Annotated in this window: 12 protein-coding genes; all 12 read left to right on the forward strand. The window is 44.2% G+C overall.

Features of this window, described 5'->3' with window-relative positions; all coding sequences use genetic code 11:
• The first annotated feature begins 289 nt into the window (after positions 1-289).
• Positions 290-4,105, forward strand: a complete 3,816-nt coding sequence (locus JCM15548_RS04055) for a hybrid sensor histidine kinase/response regulator transcription factor (RefSeq protein WP_162198169.1) — start codon at positions 290-292, stop codon at positions 4,103-4,105.
• A 403-nt stretch (positions 4,106-4,508) separates the two neighbouring features.
• Positions 4,509-7,127 carry a SusC/RagA family TonB-linked outer membrane protein gene (locus JCM15548_RS04060; RefSeq protein ID WP_227625439.1) on the forward strand — a complete coding sequence of 873 codons (2,619 nt, stop codon included), beginning with the start codon at positions 4,509-4,511 and terminating at the stop codon, positions 7,125-7,127.
• An 11-nt stretch (positions 7,128-7,138) separates the two neighbouring features.
• Positions 7,139-7,393 carry a hypothetical protein gene (locus tag JCM15548_RS22925; RefSeq protein WP_227625440.1) on the forward strand — a complete coding sequence of 85 codons (255 nt, stop codon included), beginning with the start codon at positions 7,139-7,141 and terminating at the stop codon, positions 7,391-7,393.
• Positions 7,390-7,686 (forward strand): TonB-dependent receptor, encoded by a 297-nt coding sequence (locus tag JCM15548_RS22930; protein ID WP_227625441.1) that lies wholly within the window; start codon positions 7,390-7,392, stop codon positions 7,684-7,686. Before JCM15548_RS22925 ends, JCM15548_RS22930 begins: the two co-directional genes overlap by 4 nt.
• A 6-nt stretch (positions 7,687-7,692) precedes the next feature.
• Positions 7,693-8,127, forward strand: coding sequence for a hypothetical protein (locus JCM15548_RS22935; RefSeq protein WP_227625442.1), 435 nt, complete (start codon positions 7,693-7,695; stop codon positions 8,125-8,127).
• The gene (locus JCM15548_RS04065) at positions 8,127-9,563 is read left to right on the forward strand and encodes a RagB/SusD family nutrient uptake outer membrane protein (RefSeq protein ID WP_227625443.1); all 1,437 of its coding nucleotides are present in this window, start codon (positions 8,127-8,129) and stop codon (positions 9,561-9,563) included. The genes JCM15548_RS22935 and JCM15548_RS04065 overlap by 1 nt, the downstream gene beginning before the upstream one ends.
• Before the next feature lie 27 nt (positions 9,564-9,590).
• Positions 9,591-10,034: a TonB-dependent receptor plug domain-containing protein gene (locus JCM15548_RS22940; protein WP_227625444.1), complete on the forward strand. Its 444-nt coding sequence runs from the start codon at positions 9,591-9,593 to the stop codon at positions 10,032-10,034.
• 35 nt (positions 10,035-10,069) lie between these two features.
• On the forward strand, positions 10,070-12,421 hold the full coding sequence (locus tag JCM15548_RS04070; RefSeq protein ID WP_227625445.1) for a SusC/RagA family TonB-linked outer membrane protein: 2,352 nt from the start codon (positions 10,070-10,072) through the stop codon (positions 12,419-12,421).
• Positions 12,422-12,451: 30 nt separating this feature from the next.
• Entirely contained in the window at positions 12,452-13,525 is a 1,074-nt protein-coding gene (locus tag JCM15548_RS22945; protein WP_227625446.1) for a RagB/SusD family nutrient uptake outer membrane protein, read from the forward strand.
• Positions 13,450-14,238, forward strand: coding sequence for a RagB/SusD family nutrient uptake outer membrane protein (locus tag JCM15548_RS22950; RefSeq protein WP_227625447.1), 789 nt, complete (start codon positions 13,450-13,452; stop codon positions 14,236-14,238). Before JCM15548_RS22945 ends, JCM15548_RS22950 begins: the two co-directional genes overlap by 76 nt.
• Before the next feature lie 25 nt (positions 14,239-14,263).
• Positions 14,264-15,382 (forward strand): DUF5627 domain-containing protein, encoded by a 1,119-nt coding sequence (locus tag JCM15548_RS04080; RefSeq protein WP_062122564.1) that lies wholly within the window; start codon positions 14,264-14,266, stop codon positions 15,380-15,382.
• Positions 15,383-15,398: 16 nt separating this feature from the next.
• Complete coding sequence (locus tag JCM15548_RS04085) at positions 15,399-17,600, forward strand: endo-1,4-beta-xylanase (protein ID WP_062122565.1); 2,202 nt, start codon at positions 15,399-15,401, stop codon at positions 17,598-17,600.
• The last annotated feature ends 57 nt before the right edge of the window (positions 17,601-17,657 follow it).

Raw genomic sequence — 17,657 nt, forward strand, 5'->3', positions numbered from 1 at the left:
TTCAAATAGGGGTAATTTTTAATTTGACCCGACAAAGAGGAATGCCTGATTTATCAGGCATTTTTTTGTATTTGATTATCTGATTTTAGAAATCAATTATCTGAAAAAAGAAAGTATATGTGCTAAAATTTGTTAATTTTGAAGTGCTTTTTTCCCAACTGATGGAGCGCTTAGACCATTGTTTGATTTTTGTTATTTTGGAGGATAGAGGATAATGCTAAAAACATTTATGAGGTGTCAGGTTGCTTTAAGAAGTTCTGTTCTAGTTTTACTTTTAAATTTTGGCAGTTTGGCTGCCTGGGCGAATATCAGTTTTTACAACATCAATGAGATGTTTGGCATTTCCATTCGTGAAACTGCTTCCGCCAGCATGGATGATTATGGTTTTGTTTGGGTTTCTTCCAAAACAGGCATTCTGAGATTGACCGACGACGATTACCGCCTTTATCAGTTACCCTTTGATACGCCGGATGTTATTACGGTCAAATTGATCTACCAAAATTCTGAACTGTTGGCATATTCAAATAATGGTCAGATCTTCCGGTACGATATTATTCAGGATGAATTTATTCTTATTGCTAACTTAGGTAAACAGCTAAACTTTCAATACCTGACGGTGCAGGTTATGGTTGTGGATGAAAGTGGGGCGTTTTGGCTGGCAACCAATAGCGGACTCATTCATTACAAGGATGAATTGTTAAAGATTCATTGGGAAGAAACGGAGATTGGTTACCTCGAATGGTATAGTACCGATCAGTTGTTTGTTGCTGATGATGACGATTTATCTTTATTTAATACCGTTACCAATAAAAGAATTTCCCTCCTGAATTTTTCTGATTTTCCCATAGACGTTTCTTATTTGCAATATGAAGAGGCTGAAAATGATCTTTGGTTGGGTTCAGTATCGTCTGGTTTGTACAAATACCAACTGAATAAAAATCAACTTTTGCAGGTGTCCGGCGTTCCAAAGCAGCCGATCCTGGATATTGAGTCTGTTTCAGATTCGACCATGATGATAGGGGTGGATGGCCAGGGGCTTTGGGAAGTGGGTAAGCAGGATTTGATTGTTTATAATATTTATAAGGAGGATGTGGATAAACCCAATTCATTGCAGGGAAATGGTGTTTACGATATATTCCAGGACGACAAGGGGCGGGTTTGGGTTTGCACATACAGCAGGGGTGTCTCTTACTACAACAAGACCTCTTCCATGTTGACACATGTGAGGCATTTGACCAATAACCCCAATTCGCTTTCCAATGATGATGTCAATAGTATTATTGAGGATGCCAGAGGAAATTTGTGGTTTGCTACCAACAATGGCATAAGCAGATGGGATGTCGCCCATAATAAATGGGAGGCTTTTTATCACAACAAGCAGAAGCAAGCTCAGGTTTTCTTATCTCTCAGCGAAGATGCCAATGGAAATATCTGGGCCGGTTCTTATTCTTCCGGCGTTTATCTGATAGATGGGAAAACAGGTGCAGAGATTCAGCATATTTTGTTTGAGGGCAATGAATCCTTGTTTAAAAGCAATTTTGTTTTCAATATTACCAACGACAGTCAGGGTAATGTATGGATAGGCGGTGTACAGGGCGAGGTGCTTCGCTACAACATGGCCACCCATAATATTACCAGTTACGGCAGTCATCCGGTCTACATTATGAAAGAACTGGATGCCAGTCATATGCTCCTGGGGTGCACCTATGGTTTAAGTGTGTTGAATAAGCACAGCTCAAATGTAGATATTGTGCTGAATGGCTATATTATACATGATATGCTGGTGCAGGGGAATATGGTATGGTTGGCCACTGTTGGGGAAGGCTTGGTACTATTCAATTTGCAAACCCGGCAGGTTACAAAATTTACCACAGAAATAGGTCTGCCTTCCAATTTTGTTAACAGCATATTATTAGATCAGGGTTTTTTATGGCTGGGTACTGAAAATGGCATTTGTCGGTTCAACCCTTTGGATGAGACCCTGGAGACTTTCCCTTCCATTCAAAGCTTATCCAGAATATCCTATAACCGCAATGCGCACTTCATGAGAAAGAATGGAGAGATGATTTGGGGTACCAATCAGGGGGCGGTCATGTTTAATCCCTCAGCCATCGAAAAGTCGCCATCTGAAGGGCAAATCTATTTTCAGGACATACGTATTCTTGGGAAATCGCTTCGGACAGAGGTGGTTAAAAAACTTGAGATGCCAGTTGATAGCATTCAATCGCTGCGGCTAAAACACAATCAGAATAATTTATTGATCGACATGGTGCCTTTGGGCATGACCTATGGGACAAAGTTTTCGTGGTTTTTGGAGGGTTTTGATACTGAATGGAGCCGGCCGGTTACCAATCGTACCCTGAATTATACGAATTTGCCGACGGGTTCCTACCAACTGAAAATTCGATTGTACGACAATTCGATGTCGGAAATCATTGATGAAAGAACGCTGGAAATAGTCAAGAAACCCCCATTCTGGGAGGCCTGGTGGTTTCTCCTGCTGGTTGGTCTGTTTTTGCTGAGTGCATTTTATTTGTCGCTCAAATATTACATCAATCTGATCAAGCAACTGCATTCCGAAGAGAAGATCCGGTTTTTTGCCAGTACGGCGCATGATATGCGCACCTCATTAAGTCTGATTAAGGGTCCCATAGATGAATTGGGCCATGAATCTAACTTAAGTGAAAAGGGAAGTTATTATCTGGACCTGGCCAGAAGTCAGGTGGACCGTCTGGTTGGTGTTGTTACCCAACTGATGGATTTTCAAAAAGCAGATATTGATAAGGAACAATTGCTGATGAAGCGGGTAGATGTCGTTGCTTTTGTGCGTCAGCGCGTGGCCATGTTTGAGTCCTACGCGGCTACCCATCAGATTGCTGTGGTTTTTAACCCTTCAATAGGCACCCTTAACAGTGAAGTGGATGAGCGTTTGATGGAAAAAGTGGTGGATAATTTATTGTCGAATGCCATTAAATATTCAAAGCCGCAAACTTCTGTCCTGGTGAATTTGCGTTTATCCAGACGGAATTGGGTGCTGGAGGTGAAGGACCAGGGAATTGGTATTTCCAAGTCAGCCCGTCAGCATTTATTCCGGGAATTCTACCGGGGCGAGAATGCCATCAATGCTAAGATTGTTGGTTCAGGTATTGGCTTGTTGCTGGTGCGAAAGTATGTTGGACTGCATGGTGGGAAAATCGACTGGGAAAGTCAGGAAAACAACGGTAGCACCTTCACCGTTACCGTTCCCATGAAGGAATTTTCGGGAGAGACAATGGATGAAGTGTCACCGGTTAAACCCCATGCAGGAAGAATTGTGCCGCCTCTGCCTGTTGGCGAAGGGGCTGTCAGGGACTATACTGTATTGGTGGTAGAGGACAATGAAGAGCTTCGGTGCTTTTTGCAGCAGAGTATGGATGAAGGTTTTAATATCCTGACCGCAGCTGACGGCATAGAGGGATGGGAAATTATTCAACGTGAGCTGCCCGATTTGATTGTGTCGGATATACTCATGCCCGGACGCGACGGATATGAACTGTGTCAATTGGTTAAGTCAAGTTATGAGACTTCCCATATTCCCGTTATTTTGCTGACAGCTCTTTCTGAGAAAAATGACCAGTTGCACGGTCTGGAATTGGGTGCCGATGACTACCTGACCAAGCCCTTTGATTCGGCTGTGCTGAAACAACGAATCATCTCGGTCATCAGTAACCGCAGTCTGGTCCGTGAAAGGGCCCTGAAGTTGATTAGTGGCGGGCCGCAACACGAGGCGGTCGTGGCGAATGAGTTGAATGATCAATTCGTCAAAAGGGCACTTGAGGTGGTGAGTGAACAATTGGCCAATCCTGAGTTTAATAAAGAGCTGTTTGCTTCAGAAATGAATGTCAGCGGTTCCCTTTTGTATAAAAAGATCAAAGGTCTTACCGACCAAAGCCCTTCCGATTTTATCCGGGTGGTGCGGTTAACCAAAGCACTGGAACTTCTACAAATGGAGCAACACTCAATTACTGAGGTGAGCGAGCTTTGTGGATTTGCCAGTGTGGGATACTTTAGCACTGTTTTTAAAAAGCATTATGGAAAATCTCCTTCCGAATTTCAATCCCGTTAATGGATGTGGATCTATGTTTGAATTCAGACACCAAAAGGTTTAATTTCAGATCGGATCTTTAACTTTTTTTGTAGGTCAATGGCCGCGAAGATATCTGATTTTATTAAGGTGTATCTTTAGTTTCCTCTGGTGAAGCCCTGTTTATAGGGCTTCATTTTTTTTATTTCAATTTTCAGCACTCCCGTCTTCTTAGCTTTTTGGCTTCTTTTTTCACAGTTATTCACATTTTATCTGAAAACAAACAAGGTTTATCTAAAAGTGAAAATACGCATAGGGTTGGCTGGTTACTTTTGCTTCAGTTCATTTTGAATAAGAATAGAGGTATGCATAGAATTAGAGACAGAAGTTTGTTTCAGAGACCATTATTGGAAATCAGGTTGAAAAAAAATCAAATTCAAGAAAAATGAAGAAAACAAAAAGTCGTTTAAGGCCGCTGTTTAGTCAGTGGATGAGTTTTAAACTGCTGGTGCTCCTTCTGCTGTCGTCAGGAGGCTCCTTCCTTTATGCGCAAAGCGGACGCACGGTGGAGGGTACCGTAGTTGACTCAAAAGAGGAACCGCTTTACGGTGTAACCATTTTGGTTAAAGGAAAACCAGGCGTTGGTGTTATTACCGATTTTGACGGTCAATTCAGTATTAACCTGGCACCGGAAGACACCGAGCTGGAAGTCTCCTTTCTCGGAATGGCCACTCAGACCATTGATGTTTCTGCAAGAAATTCCATTAGAGTGGTGATGCAGGAAGATTCTCAAATCTTTGATGAGGTTATTGTAGTCGGGTTTGGGCAACAAAGAAAAGAAAGTGTGGTTGGTGCCATTTCACAAACTTCCGCCAAAACACTTGAGCGTACAGGTGGGGTGTCCAGTCTGGGACAGGCCCTTACAGGAAACTTGCCCGGAGTGGTAACTATGACCAGTTCAGGAAGACCAGGTGAGGAAGACCCGGAGATCGTGATCAGGGGGGTCAGTTCCTGGAACGGTGGAGAGCCTTTGGTTTTGGTGGATGGAATTGAACGTCCCATGAGTAGTGTGGACATTAATTCAGTGGCTTCTATTTCTGTTTTGAAGGATGCCTCTGCAACCGCTGTATTTGGTGTTCGCGGTGCGAATGGTGTTATCCTTGTGACTACCAAAAGAGGGGAAGAAGGCAAGGCCAATATTGACATTAATTTTACGACCACTTTAAAGACGCATTCAAAGTTGCCTGAATTAATGGATTCCTATGATGCATTAATGTTACGCAACAAGGTTCTGGAGCACGAGGTTGGTTATAACCCCGATGTCTGGAGTTACTATTTGCATCAGGACCGCATTGACAAGTACAGATACCCTGCCAATACTGCTGAGTTTGAGCGTTATCCAAATGTGGACTGGGTGGACGAACTGCTTAAAGATTATGCGACTTCCTACAATGCCAATGTTAACGTGTCGGGTGGAAGTAAATTTGCTAAATACTACGTTAGTTTAGATTATACGCACGAGGGTGACTTGTACAAGAATTTTGATAATAACAGAGGCTACGAGACCGGTTTTGGATTTGACCGGATAAATGTGCGCAGTAACCTTGATTTTACTTTGACCAATACCACCACGTTAAAAATGAGTCTGGCGGGTTCTCACGCTGTAAAAAAGGGAACCAATTTTAACGACTACGAGAATCTTGTCTGGGCGGCCTTTTATGGTATTGCTCCGGATGCTTTTCGCCCTAAATACAGTGACGGCTCTTTCGGATATTTCCAGCCTAACCCTACTCAGGCCTCTACCAACTCAATGGAGGATATAAGTGTTAATGGAGTAGGCTACCAAACGGATGATAATCTCAATACCGACTTTACGCTTGAGCAGGATTTGGGCTTTTTGGTGAAAGGCTTGAAAGCTCATGCACGGTTGGCATTTGACAATAGTTTCAGGGAAATCAACCGTGGTATTGATGACACCAACGATTGGGAAGATAATTTGCACAAATGGATTGATCCTGAGACAGGTAAGGTTTTTACAGATGCTACACTTGACGGAAATAACAAGTTTGATTATGTGAACAATGTGGCCTGGACAACCGGCGCGGGTACCGTTGATACCAATGAGACCTTTAGAAGGATGAACTATTCCGGGCAGATTGATTATAACAATACTTTCGGCGATCATACGGTGGGTTTAATGGGTAACGTTGCTCGTGAAGAATATGCCCGGGGAAGCAACCTGCCCATCTATCGTGAAAACTGGGTGTTTAGAACCACCTACGATTACAAGAAGCGTTATATGCTTGAGTATAACGGTGCTTACAATGGATCGGAAAAGTTTGCTCCTGAAAACCGCTTTGCGTTTTTTCAATCAGGAGGCGGCGGTTGGATGTTTTCAGAAGAGCCCTTATTTAAAAGTTTGAATTTGTCCTGGGTTGACATGCTCAAATTCCGGGTTTCTTACGGACAGATTGGAGATGACAGAACCGGGGCGCCCTGGCAGGAATTTAATCCGGAATACAGATGGTTGTATTTGGACCGATGGGCCAGCGGTGGTGCCTTTAATCATGCCATTACCGGCGTTGATCCTGCTGACAGTCCTTACCAATGGTATTATGAGGCATCCATTGGTAACCCCAATATTCAATGGGAGGTATCTACAAAACTGGATATTGCATTGGATTACGCTTTTTTGGGTGGTGTGTTGGCCGGTACGCTTGATTTTTTCAGTGAAAACAGAACCAATATCTTGCTGGCAGGCGGTGATAGGGCCATTCCGGGTTATTACGGCGCAACTCCGCCCCGAGCCAATATGGGTGAGGTAGAAACCAAGGGATATGAATTGGAATTGAGGTGGAATAAGCCATTCGCGATTGGCGTTTATGGGGTAATGTGTTCTACACCCGCGCAGAAAATAAAATTATCGATGCGGACGATCCCATCCTCAAACCAGATTATCAGAAGAAGGCTGAAAAGGCTATTGATCAGACCTATGCTTATGTGGATTATGGTTATTATAATAATTGGGATGAATTATATGGGTCCACTTCCCACGATGCCTTAGATGGTGGAAGAATGCCGGGTAACTATGTGATTCTTGATTACGATGGCGACGGAACCATCACTAGTTTTGACCAAATTCCTTACGGCTTTTCCAATGTTCCGGAGAATACGGTGAACTTTCAGTTTGGACTTGATTACAAAGGTTTTAGTGGCTTTGTCCAGTTCTACGGAGCATCAAATGTCACCCGCTATGTGGGCTTGAACAGCTTGGTGGTGTTAGAAATACCGCGTTTGAGGAAGGTTCTTACTGGTCCAAGGACCATATGAATGCCGATGTGCCGCTGCCCAGATGGCAAGTTCAGGCCAGTCCTTATACAACCGGCACACGCTTTTTACATGATGGTTCATATGTGCGTTTGAAGTATGCTGAGTTGTCCTACACCTTCACGAATCAATTATTTATGCAGCGCATTGGTTTAAACAGTCTGAAACTTTTTGTGAATGGTAACAACCTGTTTTTGTGGACCAAGATGCCGGATGACCGGGAGTCCAATACAGGTGGAAATACGGCTTATCCCACTCAGAAGCGCTATAACTTAGGATTAAGAATCTCTTTATAATCGAATATGATGAAGAAAAAATTTGTTTATTATCTATACGGAATAGCTGGTGCACTCATGATGAGTGTGAGCGCTTGCACAGATTATTTGGACAAGGCTCCTGAATCGGTTATTGCAGAAGAAGATGCGTTCAAAAATTTTCGGAACTTCCAGGGATTTGTTGAGCGGATGTATCATCTGACGCCCGATGTGGCCAAGCATTTTTGGGTGAGCTCTTTTAACTGGGGCGAAGACGAGGTCATTACCATTGGAAACGGTGAGTACCTGATGGGTTACAGCATTGACCGCGGCAACTATCGGGATTATATTGGAAAGGGAGATAGCTTTTTGGATCGTAACTGGAGTGCCGGAGGTGATCGTTTCCAAAAGGCCATTTGGGGCGGTTCCTGGCACGGTATTCGAACCGCCAATCTTGGCCTTGAAGCCTGGCTGATGGTTTAATGATCGATGCTACTCAGGAAGAAAGAAATCTTGTGGAAGGACAGTTGTACTTCCTGCGGGGTTGGTTCCATTTTCAACTCACTCAATATTGGGGCGGATTGCCATACATCGATTATGTTTTACCCAGTGATGAAGCCTTGCGTCTTCCCCGTGAAACGTATGCGGAAAATGCGCTTAAAATGGCAGAGGACTTTAAAAAAGCGGCCGCCCTTCTTCCGGTCGATTGGGATAATACGACCGCTGGTAGTCAGACCTTAAACAATAACGAATTACGTGCCAATAAGATATGGGCCTTATCCATGCTCGGCAAGACTTATTTGTATGCTGCAAGTCCGTTAATGGCTAACGGTACCACCGGTCCGCGCACCTATGATGCCGATTTGGCCAAACTGGCTGCCGATGCCTTTGGTGAAGTACTGGATATGGTAGAGAGCGGACAAACGCAATATGCATTGGTTGATTTTGAAGACTACTCATCTTTGTTTTACACGATGCAGCAGGGTTGGTTAATGCCGGGAGGAACTGAAGCCATCATTCGCAGTCCGTCCTACGGAGCTGATTCCTATTGGAGACAAATGAACTCTTATCAGTATCAGGATATTGCAGAAGGAGATGGTATTGTCTTTGCCCCGTCTGCAAATTATGTTAATTATTATGGAATGGCTAACGGACTTCCCCTTGATCATGCTGAGTCAGGTTTCAGCACGGAACAGCCGTGGAAGGACAGAGACCCGCGTTTCTATAATAATATCATTTACGATGGTGTTAAAGTTATTTCCGGAACCATTACCGATGCGGCTGACGAAAAGTACCGTTATGCCAACTTGCATAACGGAGGTAGCTATATTAACGCTCAAATGGGAAGTCGCACCGGTTATTTGAATTATAAATTTATTCCAACCGGAGCCAATAAATATGATCAGACTTATGGTTACAGCTATTCAACGCACATGCACCTGTCGTGGTTGCGTTTGGCGGATGTTTACCTGATGTACGCCGAGGCTGCTGCTCAGGGATATGGTACGCCAACTGGCAAGTCGTCCAATTTTGCCAAGAACGCCATAGAGGCTGTAAATACAGTCCGGGCGCGCGCTGGTGTAGCGGACTTACACGCATCAATGACCGGGTCCTTAGATGCTTTTATGTCAGAGATCATTCGTGAGCGTGCGGTTGAATTGGCATTTGAAGGTCATCGTTTTAACGATCTTCGTCGCTGGCGCTTACTAACCGAATTTCCATACAACATAAAAACCAGACAGTTTTTTGATCGGGCTGCTGAGCTTGATCCGGAGGCTGATCCTAAGGAAAATAAAGTCGTGAATTTTAGAGAAGAGGTCATTGTCACTCGCAATTTGATCGACAGACATTACTGGCTTCCATTTAAAACGGATGATGTAAGTATTTATGAAGGGTTCGAGCAAAATCCGGGTTGGTAACAAAATGAGAATATAAAACAAACTAAGATGAAACATATATTTATTGGTCTCACAATATGTATTGTGTTTGCTTTCAATGTTTTTCAGTTGTCCGCGCAGGTTGAAGTGCCCGAAACTGAAGAATTGAAAACCGATACTGTACAAAAAAAGGTCGAGGTCGCATTTCGTTCGATTGACGAAAAGGACCTTTTAGGCGGCATCTCTTTTATTGATGTGGAAGAGATGTCAAAAAAAGCCTATAGCTCTAATAGCTACGCATTTGTTGAGAATGTGGTAGGTGGAATGAATGGCAATATTTGGGGAATGGACGAGCTGTTGGTGGTTGTCGATGGCATGGTTCGGGACGCCAACAACGTTTTGCCATCTGAGATTGACCAGATAACTATTTTAAAAGGCGTTTCAGCTGTGGCCTTATATGGTAGCCGAGCAGCCAAGGGAGTGGTCATGATTACACTAAACGGGGTCAAATAGGTGCGCCCACAGTAAGCATTCGTGCCAATACAGGCATGCAGGTACCCAGGGCTTTTCCTAAGTATTTGGGAGCTGCAGAATACATGACGCTTTACAATGAAGCCAGAGTTAACGATGGTAATGGACCCCAGTATTCCGATGAAGAAATTTACTATACTTCTTTGGGAAATAATCCTTATCGTTATCCTGATCTGAATATGTATTCTTCTGATTATTTGCGCAGTATGTACAACAGAACAGAAGCAATTGCAGAGATTACCGGAGGCAATGAACGGGTTAGGTACTATACCACCACCGGTTACTTGCGTGAAGGTTCCTTGTTGAACGTGGGTAATACCTCGGACGATAACGTTAACCGACTATTTGCACGAGGTAATTTAGATATGCAATTGCATGAAAACATTGCTGTTCAAACCGATGCCAACGTTACTTTTTATAACGCCAGCAGGGCCAGAACCGGATGGTGGAACAATGCTGCCACGCTTCGTCCCAACAGGGTGGCTCCATTGATTCCTTTGAGCTATCTGGACGAAAATGATGTCAACTCATGGGATGCTGTTAATGCGAGCAGTCATATTATTGACGGTAAATATTTCCTGGGAGGAACACAGCTCCAGCCGACCAATCCAGTTGCGGATGCTTATGCAGCTGGAACTGCAAAGGCTGTCAGTCGCCAGTTTCAGTTTAATACCGGCTTTGATTTTAACCTGCGTTCGTTGCTGGACGGCTTGCATTTTCGTTCTAAGTATGGTATTGACTATGCTTCCACTTATCAGCAGGCTTATGAAAACGAGTATGCCTCTTATTCACCTGTATGGAACAATTACAATGGAGAGGATGCCATTGGTGCCATCAACGTATTTGGTGTGGACAGGCAGTCTGATGTTGAATGGATCAACTATTCAACCTATCGTTATACTTATAATGTGAATGGCCAGTTTGATTTCACCCGCACTTATGCAGGTAAACACAATGTGTTTGCAATGGTGGCGGCCAATGCCTGGCAGAGAAAAGTTGACGGGGAGTATCACCGATTAACCAATGTCAACCTAGGCCTTCAGGCGTCCTATAATTATTTGCAGAAATACTATGTGGACTTTAGTGCGGCACTTCCCTATTCGGCCAAACTCCCCAGTGCCAATCGACTTGGGTTTTCCCCAACGGTTACTTTAGGGTGGCGTCCGGTTAAGGAAACGTTCTTTGATGACTCAGCCTTTGACGACCTGATGCTAACCGTATCCGGTGGTATCATCAGTCACGATATGGATATTGCCACAGCGGACAATCCAATGGGTTACTATTTGTATAAGCAAGTCGTTGAGAGAGCTGGTTGGTATGCCTGGGCGGACTTGAATGGTGAAGCGGCCACGGAGTTCCAACGGGGTGAGAATCCGGATATGACCTTCATAAAGCGCAAGGAGTTAAACATTGGCTTGAGGGGTGCTCTTTGGAACAATGGCCTGAGCTTTGATTTCAACTATTTCATGGGTAAGATGGATGGCAATCTGGCATTGCCTTATTCGAAATATCCCATTTATTTTACTCAGACAGGATATCCGACTTCGTCTATCCTCCCGTATCTTAATTATGATATAGATGACCGCACGGGCTTTGATTTCAGTGTTTATCTGAATAAAAAAGTAGGTGAAGTAGATTTGTCCCTCGGTGTCAGCGGTATGTATTCAAATACGGAAGCGGAAAGGAGAGATGAAAACATTAGTTTTGATTATCAGACAAGTGTTGGTCGGCATGTTAATGGTCTTTGGGGCTTGGAGAATCTTGGATTCTTTAACAGTCAGGAAGAAATTGATGGTGCCCCCGCTCAATTGTTTGGCGGGTCAGTAAAACCGGGAGATATCCGTTATAAGGATCAAAATGAAGATGGCGTCATTGACAACCAGGACCAGGTCTATTTGGGTCGCTGGGATACGCCTACCCGCCTGGGGATTAACTTTACTGCCAAGTACCGTAAATTCACGCTTTTTGCCATGGCCGATGGTTTCTTTGGAGGCAATGGACTTAAGAACAGCTCTTATTATTGGGTATCCGGAGACAGTAAGTACAGTGAAGTTGTGCGCGACCGATGGACGGAAGCCACCAAGGATATAGCTACATATCCCCGCCTAACGACGGAGAGTGGGGCTAACAACTTCCGCAGTTCTGATTTTTGGATGTACAAAACAGATCGGATTAATTTGTCGCAGGTTCAATTGACTTATGATATTCCTGAAACAGTACTGCAAGGTTCTTTTGTTAACGGACTAAGCGTTTACCTGAGCGGGTATAATTTACTGACTATTTCAGAGGAGCGTGATCATTTGGAAATGAATGTTGGAGGTGCGCCACAGACACGCTTATTCAATATGGGTGTTAAGGGTACTTTTTAATGATGTATTCAGTATTAAATGTATTTAATCATGAAGAATAGAATAAAATTATCCATTATTGCGCTCTTTACTTTGGCGCTTGTTTTCAATTCCGGTTGCGAAGATTTATTTGAACCGGCCATTGAAAACCACAAAGTGGACGAGGACCTCAGGGACATGCCGGCATGGGCATTGGGACTGTTGGGTCACGCGTATATCAGTAACCCGGTGGGCACATGGTCGTTTAACGATGTCGCTACCGACGATGCGGTTTCTAATTTTCCCGGAAATGCTTATCGTTTAATGAGTACCGGAGCCTGGAGTGCCAATTTCAATCCAACAGACAGGTGGCATTATTTGCGTGCCTCCTGGCAGTATCTGAATCAGTTTCTGGTTGTTGCTGATGAAATAACCTGGGCAGCAGACCCCGTGGTAGCAGAGATGTTTCGTGAACGTTTTAAGGGAGATGCTTATGGAATGCGTGCCCTGTATATGTATCATCTTTTGCTACATCACGCCGGTCCATCAGAAGTGGACGGTCAAATGTTAGGTATTCCAATTATAACTGAACCGGAAGATCTTTATAATTCTGAGTTTAATTTGCCAAGGAATACTTTTCAGGAGTGTTTAAATCAGTTGTTTGCGGATGTTGACTCAGCTATTAAATTGTTACCTGATAATTTTGGCGATGTTGACAGGGATGAGCTTATTCCTGAAAAGTATCGTGAATTGGGCATTACTTCCGGACAATTTACCCGGGTGTTTGGCGACAATGTTAAAAATCGGATGAGTGCGCAAATTGCCCGGCTGTGCGGGCCCAGGCTACATTGCTGGCTGCCAGTCCTGCCTACGCCGGAGGATCGGATCTTAGCTGGGAGGATGCCGCCAACTATATGGGGGAGGTCCTTGTCAATGGTTTGGGAAGCAATCCCGTTGGTGAGATGGACCCGACAGGTAATGTGTGGTATGCAGATAACGCAGTTATTCAGAATCTGCCTGCCGGAGATAATCCCAAGGAAATTCTTTGGAGAGGGAATAAGGAGAGCAATGTGGATCTCGAAAGGGAAAACTATCCGCCTACTTTATATGGAAACGGAAGGGTTAACCCAACTCAGAACCTGGTAGATGCCTTTCCTATGGCCAATGGTTATCCCCTGAGTCATGCCAGTTCAGGTTATGATCCTGCGAATCCTTATGCAGGCAGAGATCCTCGTCTGGCCATGTATATTGTCTTTAACGGCAGTACCGCAGGTCCTCAAAGTACTGTAATTAATACGGCTGCTGACGCATCCGATAATAATGGGCTGAATAGAACAGAGACTTCCACAAGAACCGGTTACTATATGAGGAAGCTTCTGAACCAGAGTGTTAATGCCAATCCTAATTCTGAAACACCGGGTAATCGCTACAAAGCTTTTATTCGCTATACCGAAATCTTCCTTGGTTATGCTGAGGCAGCTAATGAGGCATGGGGCCCAACAGGAACAGGGACACATGGATTTTCTGCCTATGATGTTGTAAAGGGCATACGTCAACGAGCAGGCATTGATGCCGCTGATCCCTACCTGGAGTCGATAAAGGGAGATCAAGACCAGATGCGTGAACTCATACGCAATGAGCGTCGACTGGAGCTTAGTTTTGAAGGTTTCCGTTTCTGGGATTTACGTCGCTGGAAAGAAGATTTAACGGAAGTGGCCCGGGGAATGAGAATCACTGGCGGCGTCCATAACGTTATTGATGTTGAAGAACGTGCCTACCGTGATTATATGTATTACGGTCCCATTCCTTACGGAGAGGTTAACAAGTTCAGCGAATTAATTCAAAATAAAGGATGGTAGCCATCATAATTTAATTAGACTGAAAATGAAAAAGATATTATTTATATTTTTTATTACGGCGTTGGTAGGTAGTTCCTTTACCTCCTGCGAGAATGGAGATTGGGATTTCCCCGATTTCGAGTATTCTACCGTATATTTTGCTTACCAGAGTCCCATCCGTACCGTTGTACTCGGCGAGGATGTTTACGATACCACTCTGGATAATGAACGAAAGGTTCAGATCATGGCCACTATGGGAGGTGTTTATGCCAATAACACCAGTGTTGAAATTGATATAAGCGTTGAACCTTCACTGCTGGACGATCTTGTTTTTGATGAAGACAGTGATCCCGCCCGGTCTGTGCTTTTGATGCCTGAAGATTACTATACGCTTTTGAGCAATAAGATTGTTATTCCTCAGGGTTCTGTTATCGGCGGTGTTACTGTTCAGCTGACTGAGGCTTTCTTCAATGATCCCCTTGCATTGTCCACCAATTATGTCATTCCGGTTCTGATGACGGGTGTGACAAATGCCGACTCCATACTTTCGGGTGTTCCACTGGTTGATAATCCTAAAAGAGGTGTGGCTTCTGACTGGGATGTGCAACCCAAGGACTACATCTTATATGCGGTCAAATACATCAACGCGTATGATGCCAACTATTTGCGCAGAGGTACGGATGAGATCACCATTGATGGTGGAACCACCACTACCGTTACTCGCCAGGCAGATTATGTAGAGAGGGATGAAGTCGTTAAACTGAATACGATTTCTTTGAATTCTGTTGAGTTTCCGATGGATTATGTCAGTAAAGACGGTCATGATTTGAGGTTTCGGTTGAATCTGAGCGTAGATGGCAGTCAAAACGTGACAGTTTCAGCATTTGAGACCACTTATCAGGTAAACGACTCCGTTGTTGTTCGAAATATTTCTGTTTCGGGGGATGGCGAGTTTGTAAAGGATGGTGATAAAAACAGCTGGGGCAATCAGGACAGAGATGCTTTCTTTCTTGATTATGAGGCCAGTTACGAAGTGGAGATCAAGTATCCTGTTTCAGGCCAGCCTGATAGTGTTCATGAATATACCTATAAGACGACTGACATCCTTGTTGTACGCGACAGGGGGGTTGAGCCCGAATGGTTTACTGCTGTAGTTAATGAATAAGTTTAAATTGACGAAAATGAAACATACAATTAATATTTTAGGTGCTTACATCTTACTATTGATTTTTGCAGTTTCATGCGTGGATGATACGATAGATGATTTTATTGTTGAGAAGCCTGAGTCTGTTAAAGAACTGGAATACCTCAATCAATACGATGTCTTAAAATCATACATAGACAGAAGTGCAAATCCAAATTTTAAGCTGGGAGCAGGGGTTACTGTCAGTAATTATCTGGAAAGGGATGGTTACTACCGCTTTATAAACGATAATTTTGATGGGATGACTGCCGGAAATGCGATGAAATACGCATCGGTGGTTGGGGATGATGGATCGATGAATTTCGGTTCTGTTGTTCAGTTTGTGGAAGCTGCCAGAGAAGCAGGTATTGAAATTTACGGACATACGCTTTTATGGCATGCTCAACAGAACAATGAGTATCTGAACCAAATTATCGACGATAAAGAGATTGAAATTGATCCTAATGCCACCGAGGAGGTGGTTGACGGATTAACCGATTATTCTGTTGATGGTTTTACCGGATGGGTAGGGGGTGATGTGCCTGTAACACCTTATGTTGAAAACGGGGTGTTAGTAGTGGAAAACCCTTCACTCATTGATCCCAATTACCTCTTGCAATTTCATGTGGCCAATGGTATTTCTATTATGGAAAATACAAAGCACAAGGTAACCGTACGTATAAAGGGAACAAGCTCTGGTTCAATCACTCTTGCCCTGGGTACCTGGGGAGCTCAGCAGAACACACAGCTTCCTGTTACGACAGAATGGGTGGATGCAACTGTTGAACTTAATAGTACCGTAAATGCAAGTGATGCTTTTGTCATGTTGCAATCGGGACTCTATGTGGGAACCTATGAGATTGCCTCGGTAAAAGTTACTCATGAGGAAGCTTTGGCCGTTACTTTTTGGACTCCCTTGATAAGTAACAGTGATTTGGAGGGAGATGACCTTTCTAATTTCTTTGCAACTGAGGCCACGGTTGGCCCTAATACTGCCACTTTGGGTGCAGCGGGTACCGGTGCGGACGGAGTGGGCAGAGCCATTGTGGTCCAATCAGGAGATGCACCTGCCAACCCATGGGATACCCAGTTCTTTGTGACGGTGGACAAAACCTTTGAGGAGGGGGACAGACTTCGATTCTCTATGAAGTACAGAGCCGAATTGCCGGCTAACTCTGAGTCTCAGGCACACAATAATCCTGGCGGATATTTGCATTGGTCAATGGTTGGTAGCCCCAGCTTCACCACCGAGTGGAAGGAACACAACTTTACCGGTGCGATTAATGCCAGTCAGGCCGGAATGAATACCATCGCCTTCAATCTGGCATTATTGCCTGAGGCCAATACCTATTATTTTGATGATATCTCCTGGGATTTTGAAGAGTCTGGAACCTCGATCCCGCTTACCGATGAAGAGAAGGCAGATACACTTACCTGGGCGATGGAAAACTGGATAGCCGGTATGTTTGAAGCCACCGACGGGTATGTAATTGAATGGGATGTGGTCAATGAGGCCATTGCCGGTCAGGACACCGATGGAGATGGTTTCTACAATCTGCAATCAGCCACCTTAGTCTCAGAAGATGAGGCAGCCAGCAATTTCTACTGGCAGGACCATTTGGGCGATGATTTTGTTCGTATTCCTGTGGCCTTGGCCCGTAAGCACGGTCCGGCTGATATGAAGCTGTTTGTCAACGATTACAATCTGGAATCGGATTGGGACGACAATCACAAGCTCAAAAGTCTTATTCACTGGATAGAGCGATGGGAAGCAGATGGTACCACTGTGATTGATGGTATTGGCACTCAGATGCATGTTTCCTATCATATGAATCCCGAAACGCAGGCCAGCAAGGAAGAACACATTGTGAAAATGTTTGAGTTGATGGCTGCTACCGGTAAGCTGGTGAAGGTTACTGAGCTGGATATGGGTCTGGTGGATGAAAACGGTCAGTCCGTTAAGTCCGGTGATGTCACAACTGAGCAACACCAGGCCATGAGCGACCATTACAAGTTTATTGTGCAAAAGTATTTCGAAATAGTACCAGCTGCTCAGCGCTACGGTATTACACATTGGTGCCCCGTTGACAGCCCTGAGTCTTCTTCATGGAGAGGAGGAGAACCTGTAGGACTCTGGTCGCTGGACAACCGTCGTAAACATACCTATGCCGGTTTTGCCGAGGGATTAGCAGGTGAATAATACTTCATTTGATAAATGATCTCCTGACAAAAGGAGGGCTGGGATTTAAAAGCCTCG

Origin of the sequence: Geofilum rubicundum JCM 15548 (assembly GCF_000974365.1) — a bacterium.
GTDB classification, from domain to species: domain Bacteria; phylum Bacteroidota; class Bacteroidia; order Bacteroidales; family Marinilabiliaceae; genus Geofilum; species Geofilum rubicundum.